The following is a 15,611-nucleotide window of genomic DNA, read 5'->3' on the forward strand; positions in this document are numbered from 1 at the left end:
GGATATGTCTCCCAAAGCAGTAAATGCTATTTTGTATGGAACGGCAGGAGAACGCATCGAGATGCATCGGGAGAATGAGTTTGGTTCCGGACGGTACCTTAACGACTTTGAGGGAATTGTCAATAATCTGGAGCGTCGATTTAGAGAAACCAGCAGTGAATGGATGAAAGAAGAAATTGCCGGTGTTATGAATGGCGTAAAATGTCCGGACTGCAGAGGCAAGCGACTGAAACCTGCCAGCCTTGCGGTTACAGTTGGTGGTGTGAATATCAGCGATTTGTGCGAAAAGAGCGTGCGTCAAGAACTTGATTTCATTCAAGACTTGCAGCTGACTGAACAGGAGCATCGCATAGGAGATGGCATTTTAAAGGAAGTAAAGGAACGCCTGGGCTTTTTGCAAAGTGTCGGACTGGACTATCTTACCTTGGCTCGTGGAGCATCGGGTCTTTCTGGCGGTGAAAGCCAACGCATCCGGCTGGCAACGCAAATCGGCAGCGCATTGACGGGCGTGTTGTATGTATTGGATGAGCCCAGTATAGGCTTGCACCAAAGAGATAACGATAAGTTGATTGCAACACTGAAGCGGCTTCGGGATTTGGGCAATACCCTGATTGTGGTGGAACACGATGAAGATACCATGCGACAGGCAGACCACATTGTGGATATCGGCCCAGGGGCCGGTGTGCATGGCGGTGAAGTAGTTGCACAGGGAACCGTGGAGGATATATGCAAAGAACCTCGCAGCATTACTGGAGCTTATCTCTCTGGCCGAAAGCGAATTGAAGTGCCTGCCCGGCGGCGTGAAGGCAACGGCAAGAAACTGCGCATTGTGGACGCAGCAGAGAACAATCTGCAACATGTAAGTGTGGATGTACCATTGGGTAAGATGGTCTGCGTGACAGGCGTTTCCGGCAGCGGAAAATCCAGTCTCGTGAACGAGGTGTTTTATAAGGCGCTGGCGATGGAGTTGAACGGAGCAAAGCATCGCCCTGGCAAGCACAAGGAAATTCAGGGCCTGGAATTTGTGGATAAGGTCATCGGAATTGATCAGGCACCCATCGGAAGAACACCCCGTTCCAATCCTGCCACTTATACGGGTGTTGTTACATATATCCGTAATGTGTTTGCTCAAACGCAGGATGCAAAAATGCGTGGTTATGGTCCCGGACGATTCAGTTTCAATGTGAAAGGCGGTCGCTGTGAGGCTTGCGAAGGTGACGGCATTGTTCAGATTGAGATGCATTTCTTGCCGGATATCTTTGTTCCCTGTGAGGTGTGCAAAGGCGCACGGTACAACCGGGAGACTTTAGAAGTGAAGTATAAGGACAAGAGCATTGCGGATGTACTGAACATGACCGTGGAAGAAGCCTGTGTATTCTTTGCCAATATTCCCAAAATTCATCGCAAGCTGCAAACCTTGTTGGATGTGGGGCTGGGTTATGTAAAACTGGGTCAGAGCGCAACTACTCTTTCCGGCGGCGAAGCGCAGCGTGTGAAATTGGCACTGGAGCTGGCTAAGCGGGAAACGGGACAAACAGTCTATGTATTGGATGAGCCAAGCACCGGTCTGCATGTGGCCGATGTGCACAAGCTTATTACCGTGTTGGATCGATTGGCGGATGCAGGCAATACGGTGGTGATTATCGAGCATAACCTGGACATCATCAAACGAGCAGACCACATTATTGACCTGGGGCCAGAAGGCGGCAGTGAAGGGGGAACTATCGTGGCAGAAGGCACCCCGGAAGAAGTTGTGCAAGTACCCGCCTCTTATACCGGCCGGTATCTGGCACCGTTGCTGAATCGTGACCGGGTGCCGCAAGAGTAAAAGAATCGGTTGCAATGCATAGCTCTGGGCAATTGCATGGTGCAAACGATTGATTCGGGTGGTAAAAGTGTCCCCGGCGGCTTGCGAAGGCAAATCCAGCTTCTGCAATGCCGCCGGAAGGACTTGTGAAAACCGAAAAAGTATTGTATACTAAAGCGGTTGAAGAATAAATTTGTTTCTTGATTATTCAAGTATGGGAGAATACCTTTGGAAATCATACATTTTGAACATAACAAAAAAGCTGCAGAGTTGGTTTCGTCCTGGTACGAAAGCCCTCCTCTGGCCTACATCCATTCCTTTGGCTGCCAGCAGAATGTAAATGATGGCGAAAAGATCAAGGGCGTTTTGGCCGATATCGGCTATGGCATGTGCGAAAGCGTGGAAGAAGCTGATCTGATTTTGTTTAACACCTGCGCTGTGCGTGAACATGCAGAACAGCGCGTGTTTGGTAATGTGGGCGCACTCAAACGCCTGAAAAAGGATAAGCCGGGTTTGATTATCGGCTTGTGTGGCTGTATGGCCCAGCAGCAGAGCATTGTGGACAAAATCAAAGAAAGCTATCCTTTTGTGGATATTGTGTTTGGTGTGAATGCCATTGACACACTGCCGGAGATTTTGTGCGAGAAGCTGGCTGGAGGCAAAAAGCGTGTACTGGTTTCGCCGGTGGAACGCACCGAAGTGGTGGAGGAAACCCCTATCCGCCGGGATTCTAATTTCCGAGCTTGGCTGCCCATTATGTATGGCTGCGATAATTTCTGCACCTACTGCATTGTGCCCTATGTGCGGGGCCGGGAGCGCAGCCGCCGCAGCGAGGACATCCTTCGTGAATTCCGCCAGCTGGTGGAGGATGGCTATAAGGAGATTACGCTGCTGGGTCAGAATGTGAACTCCTACGGCAAGGGTCTGGAAGAAACTATTGATTTTTCGGACCTGCTCAATCTGTTGTGCACAGTGCCGGGGGATTATCACATCCGTTTTATGACCAGTCATCCCAAAGATGCAAGCCGCAAGCTGATTGATACCATTGCAGCGCAGGAAAAAATCTGCAACCATCTTCATCTTCCGGTGCAGAGTGGCAGCGACCGCTTGCTGAAGGCGATGAATCGCCATTACACAGTAGAGCAGTATCTGGATTTGATGAACTATGCCAAAGAGAAGGTGCCCGGCATTACCTTCTCGAGCGATATCATTGTAGGGTTTCCTGGTGAAACAGAGGAAGATTTCCAAGCGACTCTGGATTTAGTGCAGAAGGTTGGCTATATGCAGCTGTTCACCTTCATTTATTCCAAGCGCAGCGGTACAAAAGCTGCCACAATGCCGGACCCCACCACTCGCCAAGAAAAAACCGATCGGATGAGTCGTCTGCTTAGCTTACAGGAAAGTATTGCCCATAAGCTGGTGGCTGATCTGGTTGGTCAGCAGCAGCGGGTGCTGGTGGAAGGTACTGGCCGAGAAGAAGGAACACTTTCTGGCCGCTTGACCAACAACTTGGTGGTTGAATTTGCAGGGGATTCTGCCTTGATTGGCCAGTATGCACAGGTTCGCTTTACAAGCTCCCGAGGAACTATTCTCAAAGGCGAGCTGCTGTAAAATAGAAAAGATTTATTTTTAAAAGGAGAATCATCACAATGGATGTTATTGATCTGTTTAAGAAAGCTGCAGCTGCGTTGCAGACGGATGCTCGCTACCTGGCTTTGGATGCTGCCCGTAAGGCAAATGATACGGACGAGGCTTTGCAGCAGATGATTGGCGAGTTCAATTTGGCTCGTCTGGACCTGAACAACGAGATTGCCAAGGATGAGCGCGATGAAGCAAAGGTTACCGAGCTGAATGCAAAGGTAAATCAGCTGTATACCAACATCATGAACAGCGAAAGCATGAAAACCTACAACGAGGCGAAAGCCGAGGCCGAAGGCTTGATTGCTTACATTGATGCAATCATCAACACCGCCATGAACGGCGGTGACCCCATGAGTGTGCAGGAGCCTCATGCAGGTGGATGCAGCGGCAGCTGCTCTTCCTGCTCCGGCTGTCACTAAATCGTTTAATCGAGAGTGCGGTTCTCGGGGAGGTACTCCCTGCAGGGCCGCACTCTTTCCCGCAGAATAGGAAAACAGGCAGGTGATGTTTTGTGGCGCAGCTTTCTCCCATGATGGCGCAATACTTTGAAATCAAACAAAAACACAAAGATGAAATTGTATTTTTTCGGCTGGGCGATTTTTATGAAATGTTCTTTGAGGATGCAATCCTCGCATCCAAGGAACTGGAACTTACTCTCACCGGCCGGGACTGCGGCCAGGCGGAGCGGGCACCTATGTGCGGGGTGCCCTTTCACAGCTACGAAAACTATGTAGCCAAGCTTATCGCAAAAGGCTATAAAGTGGCTATCTGTGAACAGTTGGAAGACCCTTCCAGCACAAAAGGATTGGTAAAGCGGGATATTATACGCGTAATCACACCGGGTACCGTCATCGAAAGCAATATGCTACAGGATGATAAAAACAACTACCTGGCCAGCGTTTATTACACAGGCCAGCAGGCTGGTGTTTGTTTTGCGGATATCTCCACAGGCTGCGCACACACAACCGAATTGCAGGGGGCAGACTTGGCTTCGCAACTGGTGGGTGAGTTATGTCGCTATATGCCAAGCGAAATCTTGTTCAATCAAAAAATGCTGGACTTAAAGGAAGTGACCGACCACATCAAGCACCATATGAAATGTTCGGTGGAATTGATGGATGAGCAAAGCTACGAGCCGGCTCATGTGCAGCAACGGCTTGTGGGACAATTTGGGGAGGAATGGCCTAAAGTTACCGGGCTTGACCCTCATCAAAATGCCTATAAAGCTTTGAGTGCATTGTTGGATTACTTGTGGCGTACCCAGATTAAGGGTGTGGAGCGTTTGCGGTTGGTGCAGACCTATGTGGAAGCGCAGTATATGCAGCTTTCTCCTGTTACTCGAGCTAATCTGGAGCTCACCGAAACCATGCGAGGAAGAGAAAAGAAAGGTACCCTTTTGTGGGTGTTGGATAAAACCCAGACTGCCATGGGAAAACGAATGCTTCGAAGCTGGGTGGATCAACCGTTGATGAATGCCGCCGCAATCAATGCCAGACTGGATTGCGTGGAATCCCTTTACCAGCAAAGTATCCTTCGGGCAGAAATTATGGAGATTTTGAGCCAGGTTTTCGATATGGAACGCCTGATGACTCGCGCTGTATATGGTTCAGCCACGCCCAAAGAAATTTATTCGCTGGCCAGCACCTGTGCCCGGCTGCCAGAGTTAAAAAGTTTGGCCAAATCCTGCGCAAGTCCTAAACTTACTCAGTTGGCTGATGCCATTGACTGTTTGGAAGATATTCATGAAAAAATTACTCAAGCACTGGAAGAAGAAACCCCTGCAAGCCTGAAGGATGGCGGGGTAATTCGCAAGGGATATCACCCAGAAGTGGATGAGCTGCGGGAAATCGTCCATGGCGGAAAGGGTTATCTGTCTCAGCTGGAAGCTCGCTTGAAAGAGGAAACGGGTATCCGCAGCTTAAAGGTGGGGTACAACCGGGTATTTGGGTACTTTTTGGAAGTAAGCAAATCCTTTACCAGCCAGGTACCAGAACATTTTGTTCGCAAGCAGACACTTGCCAATGCAGAGCGCTACATAACGGACGAGTTAAAGCAGCTGGAAGGCAAGATTTTAGGAGCCAATGAGCGACTTTTAGGCTTGGAACGGCAGTTATTTGAAGCCCTGTTGCAGGAAATTTCTCAGCAGATGGTACGAGTGCAGAGTACAGCCAACGCTGTGGCTCAGTTGGATGTACTGGCAGCCCTTGCACAAGTGGCTGTAAGCAACAACTATATACGCCCAACTGTGGATGAAAGTGATACACTGTCCATCGTGGAAGGACGGCACCCGGTAATTGAGCAGATGCTTAGAAACAGTCTGTTTGTGCCTAACAATACAGAGCTAAATTGTACTACCGATTCCATGCTCATTATTACGGGCCCAAACATGGCGGGTAAATCCACCTATATGCGCCAGAATGCCTTGATTGCATTAATGGCCCAAATCGGCAGTTTTGTGCCTGCACAGCAGTGCCGTGTTGGCGTGGTGGATGCCATTTTTACCCGTGTTGGTGCATCTGACGATTTGGCGGCGGGGCAATCCACATTCATGGTGGAGATGACGGAAGTAGCAGAGATTTTACAGCACGCAACCAAAAACAGCTTAGTCATTTTGGATGAAATCGGCCGTGGTACCTCTACCTTTGACGGAATGAGCATTGCTCGTGCGGTGGTGGAGTACATGGTAGAAAACATTGGCTGCAAAACATTGTTTGCTACCCATTATCATGAGCTTACGGATTTGGAGCAGATGATGGAGGGGGTTAAAAATTACAGTATTGCAGTAAAAAAGCGGGGCGACGATATTACATTTCTTCGGCGTATTGTGGCCGGCCCTGCGGATGACAGCTATGGCATCCAGGTGGCCAAGCTGGCAGGCTTGCCGGAACTGGTAACCGAACGAGCCAAAGAAGTGCTCCGTGCGCTGGAATCGGCGGAGCCGAAGCAGGTAGTGGAACAGATGGATTTTGCAGCAATCGAGCAGATGCAAAACCCCGCTTTGCCGGATGAAATGCTCAGCAAGATTAAAACAGTGGATTTAAATACCCTTACTGGTATTGAGGCACTGCAATTTTTGTTTGAAATCAAGCAGTCTATTTGTGTGTAATAGGCAGCATCAAGGGAGGTGGCAGTATGGCAGTGATTCATGTGTTGGATAAGCACACAGCAGAACTGATTGCCGCAGGCGAGGTGGTGGAACGCCCAGCTTCTGTGGTGAAAGAATTGATGGAAAATGCAGTGGATGCAGGAGCCAGTAAAATTTCTGTTAACATTGAGCGGGGCGGAGTGGCTCTCATTCAGGTAGCCGATAACGGTACTGGCATTGAGGCAGAATATATTTCCACTGCATTTATTCGCCACGCAACCAGTAAAATCCAAACTCAGAAAGACCTGGAGCAGATTATGACTTTGGGCTTCCGCGGCGAGGCACTTGCGTCCATTGCCAGTGTTTCCCGGGTGGAGGTGCTCACCAAAACAGAGCTGGATGAATTTGCATGCTGCTATCGCATTGAGGGCGGCGAAGAACTGGGGATGGAGCCTGGGGCACGACCCATTGGAACAACCATAACTGTGCGGGATTTATTTTATAATACTCCTGCCCGAATGAAGTTTCTGAAAAAGGATGCCAGCGAAGGCACCTATGTGGGTGAAACAGTCACAAGAATTGCGCTATCCAGGCCGGATGTCTCCATTTCGTTTATTCGAGAGGGCAAACAGCTTTACAAGACACCAGGCGATGGAAAGTTGTTGAGCGCAGTCTACGAGGTGCTTGGCCGAGAATTTGCAAAGGATTTACTGGAACTGGAGGACAGACAGGGTCATTATTCCGTTCGAGGTGTGATTACTCCGCCAAGAAATTGCCGTGCCAGCCGTGGAATGCAGTTTTTCTTTTTAAATGGTCGCTTTGTAAAAAACAAAACCATGATGGCAGCACTGGAAAATGCCTATCGGGGAACCTTGATGCAAGGAAAGTTTCCAGGCTGTGTGCTTATGCTGGATATGCCACCAGATCTGGTGGATGTGAATGTGCACCCCGCAAAAACAGAAGTTCGTTTTGCACGGGAAAATGAAGTGTTTGATGCGGTGTACCGTGCGGTTAAAAATGCATTGGGGGCACCAGGCAGTGCAGAACAGAGTTTTTCATTCCAAACAGAGGGTCAAAAATCGTTCCAGTGCAACCAAACAAAAAAACCAGTGTCGGAACTGGAGCAAGTGCAGAGTTTACCTGATAAACAGCCGATAGATTGGGGAACACCTGTACGGCAACCTGTTTTAGGCCGACAAGATGCTTTTTCTGGGTTTAAGAATTCCGTGCAGCAAACCAAAGAGAAACCGAAAACGATTTCCGTTGAAGCGATTCCGCAACAAATGGGCTTTTGTTCTGCGCCCATCCCTTTGGATGCAACCCCTCCGGAGGTAAGTGTCAAGCCAGTAGCCCCTGAAAAATCTGTGCAGGAACCCATAAATCTGAGCGAAAAATCCACATTGGTGAAGGAACAAAACGGACAAACCGAACAGACTGAGCAGCAGTACAGCTGGGACGATGCAGAGCCGATTTTACCACTGCAATATGTGGGAGAGGTATTCAAAACCTATATCATTACCCAGCGGGGGCAGGAGGTTTGCTTGATTGACAAGCATGCAGCCCACGAGCGCATCCTGTACGAAAAGCTTATGGCTGATTACGGAAATGTAAGCAGCCAGCTGCTGCTGGTTCCAGTGGCTGTTAATCTGTCTGCGGAAGAAAAGAATGCCCTGCTGGAACACCAAGTGCTGTTGCAGCAGGCTGGTATTCAGGCAGAGGATTTTGGCGGTGCTACTGTATTGGTGCGAGAGGTTCCCTGTGATGTAGAGGTGCGCGATGTAGAGGGTCTGATTTGTGAGCTGGCCCAAAAGCTTGCCCAGGGCGTACGGAATGCAATGAACGAAAAGACAGAATGGGTGCTCCACTCCATTGCTTGCCGTGCCGCCATCAAGGCAGGGGATCGATCTGGTGCAAAAGAGTTGATGAAGCTTGCACAGGATATTCTGGATGGGAAGGTTCCGCCGTTTTGCCCACACGGCCGGCCGGTGGTGCTCGTATTAACCAAAAAGGAGTTGGAGAAGCAATTTGGAAGGCTTGGATAAGCAAAAAGTACTTGCCATTGGAGGCCCTACTGCATCGGGCAAAACCGCTCTTTCGGTGCAGCTGGCACACCGATTGAATGGAGAAATCATCTGTGCGGACTCCATGCAGATTTATCAAGGGTTGGATGTGGGAACTGCCAAGGTTACACAACAGGAAATGGAGGGCGTCCCTCACCACTTGGTAGGCTTTCTATCGCCTGAGTGCTCCTTTAGCGTGGCAGAATTTGTCCAGCGGGCTCATACCTGTATCCAGGAAATTGCATCCAAAGGAAGATTGCCTATCTTGGTAGGCGGTACAGGACTATACATTCAAAGTCTTTTGTATGGAGTGCAATTTTCTCAAGAGTCTTTTGACCCCGCTGTTCGCACAAGACTTCAGCGCCAGGCAGAGGAGATGGGGGCTGAGGCTATGTATCGGAAGCTGTGCCAGATAGATCCGGCCTATGCGCAAACAGTTCATCCCAACAATGTGCACAGAGTGCTGAGAGCATTGGAATTGTTTGAGGGAAGTGGAATTACCATGACCCAGCAACGAAAGAATTCGCTGCCTGCGGAACATCCATACGACAGTGTACTCCTTTGCTGCACCTATACCGACCGAGAAGTTTTGTATGAGCGCATCAATCAGCGGGTGGATTGGATGATGGAGCAAGGTCTATTGATGGAAGCGCAGCAGGTGTACAATCACCAGCATACCTGGACAACGGCAGCCCAGGCCATAGGGTATAAAGAGTTCTTTCCGTATTTCACCAACGATAAGAGCTTAGATGCATGTGTGGAGCAGCTTAAGCAGGCATCTCGCAATTATGCAAAGCGGCAGCTTACATGGTTTCGCAGAATGCCGGAGACCATATGGCTGGAAGGTGGCCCAGGGTTGATGGATCAAGCGCAGCAACATATTAAGGAAAAATGGGCCGATCTGTTGCAAGGAGGCGTTTATGGAGAAATCTAAGGTAGTGAAGGTAACACTTGCAGTGTTGCTGGCAGCTCCGGTGCTATATCTTGGGATTCAGATGGCCGCAGTACTCAATCGGCCTTATCGTACCGAAACTGCAATTGCTTACGATATGTCAGATAGTATCTTTTTGGATGGATATCTGGCATTTGCTCAAACTCCGGTGGAAGGCAGTGGCACAATCGGCTATCTGGTGGAGGATGGTGAGAGAGTTTCTACCGGGAACCAGGTAGGAGAAATTTACACCAACGGTACGCAGGCCAAAAGTCGCCAGCAGTTAACTGAACTGAATGCTCGCATTGCATTGCTGAAAAAGTCACAAAATACCAGCAGCAGTGAAGTGAGCATAGTGCAAAAGCAGATGAAAAATGCCCTTTACGACTTAATGGAAGTACTGGATGACGGAAATTACCAAATGTTTTCCGATGAGGCAAATGACTATCTGCTGGCCGCAAACCAAATGCAAATTATTACCGGACAGGTAGAAAATTTCTCGTCGGCAATCGCTCAATTAGAACAGGAAAAACAGCAGATAGAGGCCCAAATTGGGCAGCCTGCGGCTATTGTGGCTCCCACGGGTGGATATTTTCTATCCTCTCAAAGTGGTGATTATTTGGCCTATACACAGCAAGATTTATTCGATATGACAGCTCAGGAATTGCAGCAGGCAATTGAGGAAGGAGCTGGCGTATCGCCCATGACTGGCGCTGGTAAAATTATTACCAGCTATGCCTGGAGATTTTTTGCAATCTGTACAGAGCAGGAAAGTCATAAATTCAAGGTAGGAAGTCAGATTCAAATCAGTTTTCCTGGTTATGCAGAAAAAAAGCTGCCCGCACAAGTGGAAAGCGTAGAGTTGGACGAAGAAACAGGCACCGCAAAAATTGTGCTGGAATGCGAATATATAAATACCCAAGTACTTAGCCTTACTATTGCACAGGCCCAGATAGATTTTGAATCCTATAAGGGCGTTCGTATCAATGCAAATGCCTTGCATATTGTGGACGGGCAAAAAGGCGTCTATGTAAAATACGGCAACCTGATTCGCTGGCGTACAATCAGTATCCTCTACCAGAATGACGATTATATCCTGGTACCTGAAGATGGTAAGGTCGGCACCGAAAATGAGGTCCGTATGTTCGATGAGATTATTGTTGAAGGAGTCAATTTGAAGGACGGTTTGCTCATTCGATGAATTGGCAAACTGTCAGATGCGATGTTTTGATTATTTTGCAAAAAACATTGTAAAACATCATCTCAATAGCATTTTATAACGCAGATGCTGCTTTGATGGGGCTCGGGCATTAAAATATTCGCCTGCTTTGTTGACAGAATGGGCAAAAACAGAGATAATATAAAATAATTAATTCCATAAAATCTTTGAATGAATTAAGTTGATCAACAGATCATGGAAAAGGAGTACATAAGATGTTTGATAAAGTAAAAAGCATGCTGGGTGTTGGTGAAGAAGAGGATGAAGGCTACTACGGCGATGAGGATATGTTCATCGCTTCCAGCCGCAGCAATGCTGTGCCTGAGGATAACTATGAGCCCGAAACTTCCAGCAAGCGGAACAAGGTGGTAAATATTAATGCTACTACTCAACTGCAGGTGGTGCTGGTAAAGCCTGAGCGGTTTGATGACGCAAGTACGGTGGCAGATCATTTGAATGCAAAGCGTACCGTTGTGCTGAACCTGGAATCCACCAATAAAGAAGTATCCCGCCGCTTGGTAGACTTTCTGTCGGGTGTGGCCTACGCAAATAACGGCCAGATGAAACGGGTAGCAAACAGCACCTTCATCATCACTCCCTATAATGTTGACATTATGGGCGATTTGTTGGATGAATTGGAGAGCAGTGGTGTGTTCTTCTAAAGAAAACCGACCGTATCTGCCTGCACAAAATGAACAGGAACGCTTTTTGTTGAAGCGTGTACAGGAATTGTGGAATATAGCCCAGCAGAGAGGGATTCCCAGGCATACGGGTTTTTTAAGTAGCAGAGAACAAGACTTGGCACAGATGGCACTGAGCAAGTTCGGCGAAGGATATCGGTTGTGGGGCGGCTATCAAGAGGCAGAGAGAAAAGTCTTGTGCCTTGAACCAGATGGAAAAGTTTGGGGCGAACCGCTTTCCTGTGTGAAAATTCAATGCACAGGGGCAAAGCACTCCACTGTTCCGGAGCATAAGAATTACTTGGGGGCTATTTTGGCATTGAGACTGGAGCGTGAATGCATTGGTGACATTGTGTTTGATTCAGAAGATCAAACTGTTGTGTATGTCCCAATACTGGAACGCATCCAGTCTTTGGTGTGCGAAGAATTGGTTAGCGTAGGTCGTTGGTCAGTGTATGTGGAGCCTTTTGAGGGAGAAATTCCTTACAAAACACCTGACCGTGAACTAAAAACAGCTACAGTGTCCTCCTTGCGTATCGATTCCGTGTTGGCGGCTATGCTGCGCAGTAGTCGAGGACAAGCAGCGGAACTAATTCGTTCGGGATTGGTGAGCTTAAATCACCTGCCAGTTACCAGTGTAAGTGCCTCGGTATACCAGGGAGATTTGTTTACTGCGCGTGGCTATGGCAGATTTCGACTGGAATCAGTTGGAGGAAAAAGTCGCAAGGACAGACTTTTTATTCAGTTTTATCAGTATTGAACTGAACGGACCCATAAAAATGCAGGGAGGAATAAAGTTATGATGACACCGCAGGAAATTCGCACCGTTACCTTCGACAAGGTAATGCGTGGTTATCGCGCTGAGGATGTGGATGCCCTTTTGCAGCAGGTTTCTCAGGAGATGGAACGCCTGGTAAATGAATCTGCCGAAAAAGATAAAAAGCTCTATATTTTGGCAGAAAAAATTGAAGAGTATCGAAAGGATGAAGATACCCTTAAAACGGCTCTGCTGAATGCACAGCGCATGGGTGAAAATGTAATCCGTGAAGCCAAACAGAAAGCGGAGTCGCTTATGCGGGAATCCAGCATTCGTTCCGATACGCTCATCCGGATGGCCAATGAGCAGGTGGAAGAACAGCAAGCAGAATTGGAGCGTGTCAAGGCTGAGATTGCTTCCTTTAAAAACCAAGTTTTGGGTATGTATAAAGCGCATATAGAATTGTTGAGCCAGCTGCCAGAAAGTGAAGATGTGGAAGTAGCCGAGGAGCATGAGCAGGTAGAAGAGCCGACCGTAGAAATGCCCCAACAGCCTGAGGAAGAGCAACTCCAGGAAAACGCAGATGTGGATGTGCAGGAGATTGAATGCTCCACTGAACAGGATACTCAGAACGATGAGCCGGAAATGATGAGTTTTCCGGATTTGGCAAATCTGTATGGCAATGTAGACACCGAATCTGAGCAAAAGCTTGAGCAGGAAAATCAGGAGGAACTAGGATTTAACGGTGACAGCTTTTTGGAGATAATGGAGCGTTCCTCCGAGCAGCAGTCTGCACAACCGGCACAGTCCGCAGATCCTCTGGAAGCGTTTCAGGGATTTAAGGGGATCAAATTCAGCGACTGAACTTGAATGACACAGCAAAGGAGAACAGCAAGGTGCTTTTTTCGATAGCAGCATTTGTAGGTGGAGCTGTACTGGTTGTGATAGATCAGATGATTAAGGCTTGGGCTACTGCACAGCTGGCTCCCGTGGGGAATATGCCGTTAATTCCAGGTGTTGTAGAGTTGCGATATTGCCTTAACGATGGAGCTGCTTTCAGCTCTTTTAAGGGGCAGCAAGTGTTTTTAATTGCCTTTACAGGTGTGGCGTTGCTAGGGATTGCTACTTACCTTTTATGGAAACGCCCTAAAAGTCGTCTGGAGTATACGGCATGGTTGCTGGTGTTGGCTGGTGGTGTTGGTAATTTAATTGATCGGATTTCCAACCAGCAGGTGGTAGATTATATCAATCTGTTGTTTATGGATTTTGCGGTGTTCAATTTTGCGGACATCTTAGTATGTACAGGCGTCGGATTACTGGTTTTGTACATTTTGTTGGAAGAAATCAAAACAAAAAAGGGAAGTGACCAGGAATAAAAATCCATGGACAAATTTGAGTTTTTAGTTAAAGATGAGCATCAGGGTGAGCGTCTGGACCGCTTTTTGACCCAGGCGCTTGTCCAGGTCTCACGCAGTGCTGTTCAGCAGATGCTGGAACAGCAACTTGTTCGGGTCAATGGGGTTTTTGTGAGCAAAAACTATAAGCTGCGAACAGGGGACTGCATCCAAGGAGAACAGCCGGAGCCGGAGCCTTTGGACGCCATACCGCAAGATATTCCTGTGGATATTGTGTATGAAGATGAGCATCTTTTGGTAGTAAATAAACCCAAAGGAATGGTGGTACATCCAGCACCGGGAAATCCCGATGGAACATTAGTCAATGCATTGCTGTATCATTGTTCTGGAAGGCTTTCAAGCATTGGCGGAGTAGTTCGTCCAGGTATTGTGCATCGGATTGATAAAGATACCAGTGGTTTGTTGGTGGTAGCAAAAGACGATGTAACTCACAACGGGCTGTCAGAGCAGATGTCTGTACACAGCATTCATCGGTTGTATCACACGGTCGTGTATGGCTGTGTAAAGCAGTCGGAAGGCTATGTGGAAGGTTTTATCGGAAGACATCCGAACGATCGAAAAAAGATGGCAGTGGTGCAGAATGGGGGAAAGTATGCCTACACCGCCTACCGTTTGCTGGAAAATGGCAAAGGTTTTTCTTATCTGGAATGTAAATTGAAAACAGGAAGAACACATCAAATTCGCGTTCACATGGCCAGTGTAGGGCATCCTGTGGCAGGAGATCCTGTTTACGGACCTAAAAATGTAATTAAAAAATTGCAGGGACAGTGCCTCCACGCCAAAACACTAGGCTTTATTCACCCAATCAGCCAACAATACATGGAGTTTGATAGTGCGCTGCCAGACTATTTTACAGACTTCTTAAAAAGTATCAGAAAGGAGCAGGTATGATTCAGTCTTTAAAAGATATCTTGATTGTATGTGATTTGGATCATACCTTGCTGACCGCACAAGAGGAAATGCTCCCCTGTAATAAGGCTACCATCCAGCTGTTCTGTGCCTTGGGTGGGCGTTTTACGGTAGCGTCTGATCGCAGTGCAGCCTCTATTAAGTTGGCCTTAGGCGATCTTAAACTTTCCTGTCCTGCTATTGTGGCCAGCGGAGCCTCATTGTACGACATGAATGACGGAGAGACTGTACCGATAGGCCAATTGGATGCAGAAAAATCTGTGATGCAAATGGCGGAGCTTATGCAGCGCTTCCCTGAAGTAGGGGTAGAGGTGTTCACACAAGATGGTGCAGTATGGGTGGTGCAGGCAAACCGCTATACCCATATGCAGCTGAGATTAGAAAATATAGGATATGGGTTACTGGGGGCTGAAAACATTCGAGCAGACTGGGCAAAAATCAGTTTGACAGCACACCCGGCAACACTTGCAAAAGTGCAGGAGTATTTGAATACCACACATTGGAATGAGATGCACATGCAATATTCCAGTGCTGCTGTGTTGGAGTTACTGCCTGCAAAGGTCAACAAAGGAATCGCCCTGCGGCATTTATGCAAGCAGGAGTTTATTCCCATTGAGCATACCATTGCCATTGGGGATTATTACAGCGATTTGCCGCTGATGCAGGCGGCAGGCAGCGCAGTTGCTGTGGGCAATGCGCCGCAGGAAGTGAAACAAGCAGCAAAGAAAATTGTTTCAAATTGTATGGATGGTGGAGTAGGAGAGTATATTTACGCTCTAATCAAACACTACACCTAATCAACTGGGAGGACACAATGGAAAAAACAACTCTGATGGAATTAGCGCGTAAGGCAAATTTGGTGCGTCAGGGCGTTATCGAAGCTGTATTTTGCGCACAGTCTGGTCATCCGGGTGGATCTTTGTCGATTTCGGATACCTTAACCTATCTGTATGAAATGCAGATGCGGGTAGATGCCCAAAATCCCAAATGGGAAGGGCGTGATCGCTTGGTGCTTTCTAAGGGACACACCTGCCCGGCACTGTATTCTGTATTGGCACAGAAGGGATTCTTTGATGCTGCCGAATTGAAAAAATTCCGTCATGTGGG

Annotated in this window: 13 protein-coding genes and 1 pseudogene; all 14 read left to right on the plus strand. The window is 48.0% G+C overall.

Going from position 1 to position 15,611, the window contains the following annotated elements; genetic code table 11:
* A partial coding sequence (gene uvrA / locus ACH2EM_RS09285) for an excinuclease ABC subunit UvrA (RefSeq protein WP_395152143.1) occupies positions 1–1,828 on the plus strand: 1,828 nt, incomplete at its 5' end.
* Between the two features lie 207 nt (positions 1,829–2,035).
* Entirely contained in the window at positions 2,036–3,418 is a 1,383-nt protein-coding gene (gene miaB, locus ACH2EM_RS09290; protein WP_395152145.1) for a tRNA (N6-isopentenyl adenosine(37)-C2)-methylthiotransferase MiaB, read from the plus strand.
* A gap of 38 nt (positions 3,419–3,456) precedes the next feature.
* Positions 3,457–3,867 (plus strand): YlbF family regulator, encoded by a 411-nt coding sequence (locus ACH2EM_RS09295; RefSeq protein WP_395152147.1) that lies wholly within the window; start codon positions 3,457–3,459, stop codon positions 3,865–3,867.
* Positions 3,868–3,959: 92 nt separating this feature from the next.
* The gene (gene mutS / locus ACH2EM_RS09300; protein ID WP_395152149.1) at positions 3,960–6,554 is read left to right on the plus strand and encodes a DNA mismatch repair protein MutS; all 2,595 of its coding nucleotides are present in this window, start codon (positions 3,960–3,962) and stop codon (positions 6,552–6,554) included.
* 26 nt (positions 6,555–6,580) lie between these two features.
* A complete protein-coding gene (gene mutL, locus ACH2EM_RS09305) occupies positions 6,581–8,575 on the plus strand; it encodes a DNA mismatch repair endonuclease MutL (protein ID WP_395152151.1) in 1,995 nt (664 codons plus the stop codon).
* Positions 8,559–9,527 carry a tRNA (adenosine(37)-N6)-dimethylallyltransferase MiaA gene (gene miaA, locus ACH2EM_RS09310; RefSeq protein ID WP_395152153.1) on the plus strand — a complete coding sequence of 323 codons (969 nt, stop codon included), beginning with the start codon at positions 8,559–8,561 and terminating at the stop codon, positions 9,525–9,527. The genes mutL and miaA overlap by 17 nt, the downstream gene beginning before the upstream one ends.
* Positions 9,514–10,725 (plus strand): HlyD family efflux transporter periplasmic adaptor subunit, encoded by a 1,212-nt coding sequence (locus ACH2EM_RS09315; protein ID WP_395152155.1) that lies wholly within the window; start codon positions 9,514–9,516, stop codon positions 10,723–10,725. Before miaA ends, ACH2EM_RS09315 begins: the two co-directional genes overlap by 14 nt.
* 233 nt (positions 10,726–10,958) lie before the next feature.
* Positions 10,959–11,405, plus strand: a complete 447-nt coding sequence (locus ACH2EM_RS09320) for a cell division protein SepF (RefSeq protein WP_395152157.1) — start codon at positions 10,959–10,961, stop codon at positions 11,403–11,405.
* Positions 11,374–12,183, plus strand: a complete 810-nt coding sequence (locus tag ACH2EM_RS09325) for an RNA-binding protein (RefSeq protein WP_395152159.1) — start codon at positions 11,374–11,376, stop codon at positions 12,181–12,183. The genes ACH2EM_RS09320 and ACH2EM_RS09325 overlap by 32 nt, the downstream gene beginning before the upstream one ends.
* A gap of 39 nt (positions 12,184–12,222) precedes the next feature.
* Positions 12,223–13,044: a DivIVA domain-containing protein gene (locus ACH2EM_RS09330; protein WP_395152161.1), complete on the plus strand. Its 822-nt coding sequence runs from the start codon at positions 12,223–12,225 to the stop codon at positions 13,042–13,044.
* Positions 13,045–13,076: 32 nt separating this feature from the next.
* Positions 13,077–13,556 carry a signal peptidase II gene (gene lspA, locus ACH2EM_RS09335; RefSeq protein WP_395152163.1) on the plus strand — a complete coding sequence of 160 codons (480 nt, stop codon included), beginning with the start codon at positions 13,077–13,079 and terminating at the stop codon, positions 13,554–13,556.
* A 6-nt stretch (positions 13,557–13,562) separates the two neighbouring features.
* Positions 13,563–14,486 (plus strand): RluA family pseudouridine synthase, encoded by a 924-nt coding sequence (locus tag ACH2EM_RS09340; protein WP_395152165.1) that lies wholly within the window; start codon positions 13,563–13,565, stop codon positions 14,484–14,486.
* On the plus strand, positions 14,483–15,301 hold the full coding sequence (locus tag ACH2EM_RS09345; protein WP_395152167.1) for an HAD-IIB family hydrolase: 819 nt from the start codon (positions 14,483–14,485) through the stop codon (positions 15,299–15,301). The genes ACH2EM_RS09340 and ACH2EM_RS09345 overlap by 4 nt, the downstream gene beginning before the upstream one ends.
* 17 nt (positions 15,302–15,318) lie before the next feature.
* Positions 15,319–15,611, plus strand: a pseudogene (locus ACH2EM_RS09350) (transketolase); the annotation flags it as partial.

Source organism: uncultured Allofournierella sp. (assembly GCA_944382705.1).
Taxonomy (GTDB): domain Bacteria; phylum Bacillota; class Clostridia; order Oscillospirales; family Ruminococcaceae; genus Allofournierella.

Excerpts from the sequence above, each read along its gene's own strand:
- ACH2EM_RS09295 (WP_395152147.1), top strand. The coding sequence starts at position 3,457 with ATGGATGTTATTGATCTGTTTAAGAAAGCTGCAGCTGCGTTGCAGACG.
- mutL (WP_395152151.1), top strand. The coding sequence starts at position 6,581 with ATGGCAGTGATTCATGTGTTGGATAAGCACACAGCAGAACTGATTGCC.
- ACH2EM_RS09315 (WP_395152155.1), top strand. The coding sequence starts at position 9,514 with ATGGAGAAATCTAAGGTAGTGAAGGTAACACTTGCAGTGTTGCTGGCA.
- ACH2EM_RS09320 (WP_395152157.1), top strand. The coding sequence starts at position 10,959 with ATGTTTGATAAAGTAAAAAGCATGCTGGGTGTTGGTGAAGAAGAGGAT.
- ACH2EM_RS09325 (WP_395152159.1), top strand. The coding sequence starts at position 11,374 with ATGAATTGGAGAGCAGTGGTGTGTTCTTCTAAAGAAAACCGACCGTAT.
- ACH2EM_RS09330 (WP_395152161.1), top strand. The coding sequence starts at position 12,223 with ATGATGACACCGCAGGAAATTCGCACCGTTACCTTCGACAAGGTAATG.
- ACH2EM_RS09340 (WP_395152165.1), top strand. The coding sequence starts at position 13,563 with ATGGACAAATTTGAGTTTTTAGTTAAAGATGAGCATCAGGGTGAGCGT.
- ACH2EM_RS09345 (WP_395152167.1), top strand. The coding sequence starts at position 14,483 with ATGATTCAGTCTTTAAAAGATATCTTGATTGTATGTGATTTGGATCAT.